This is a genomic window from Pectobacterium betavasculorum, from assembly GCF_000749845.1.
GTDB classification, from domain to species: Bacteria; Pseudomonadota; Gammaproteobacteria; order Enterobacterales; family Enterobacteriaceae; genus Pectobacterium; species Pectobacterium betavasculorum.
On the sequence record NZ_JQHM01000065.1, the window covers coordinates 1 to 465 of the forward strand.

Annotated in this window: 1 pseudogene; it reads left to right on the top strand. The window is 60.9% G+C overall.

Going from position 1 to position 465, the window contains the following annotated elements:
* Positions 1–465: pseudogene (locus KP22_RS21115) on the top strand (Ig-like domain-containing protein); the annotation flags it as partial.

The window sequence follows — 465 nt, forward strand, 5'->3', positions numbered from 1 at the left end:
AAGCCCAGCAGCCGCTGACCATTAACGGCACCACTGCCCATATCGCCGCCGGACAAACCGTTACCCTGACGCTGAATGGCAAAGCCTACACCGCCACCGTTGGCAGCGACGGCCACTGGTCTGTCACGCTTCCTCCCGCCGATCTTCAGGTGCTGGCCGATGGACAAACCCTCATTACCGCCAGCGTGCCGGGAATTAGCGGGACAGTGTCAGCCGAACACACGCTGTCGGTGCTGATTAATACCCTGCCACAGGCCACCCTCGATCTGCCGTTTGGCGACGGTGTTTTGGACACGACAGAGGCCGGACAAAACCAGATTATCCGCGGTTCAACCGGTATTACCGGCAGCGGACAGCAGGTGACCCTCACGCTGGGCGGTAAAACCTACACGGGCACCGTCGACGCCAATGGCAACTGGCACATTACGCTGCCCTCCGACGATTTACGCGCCTTGCCACAGGGTG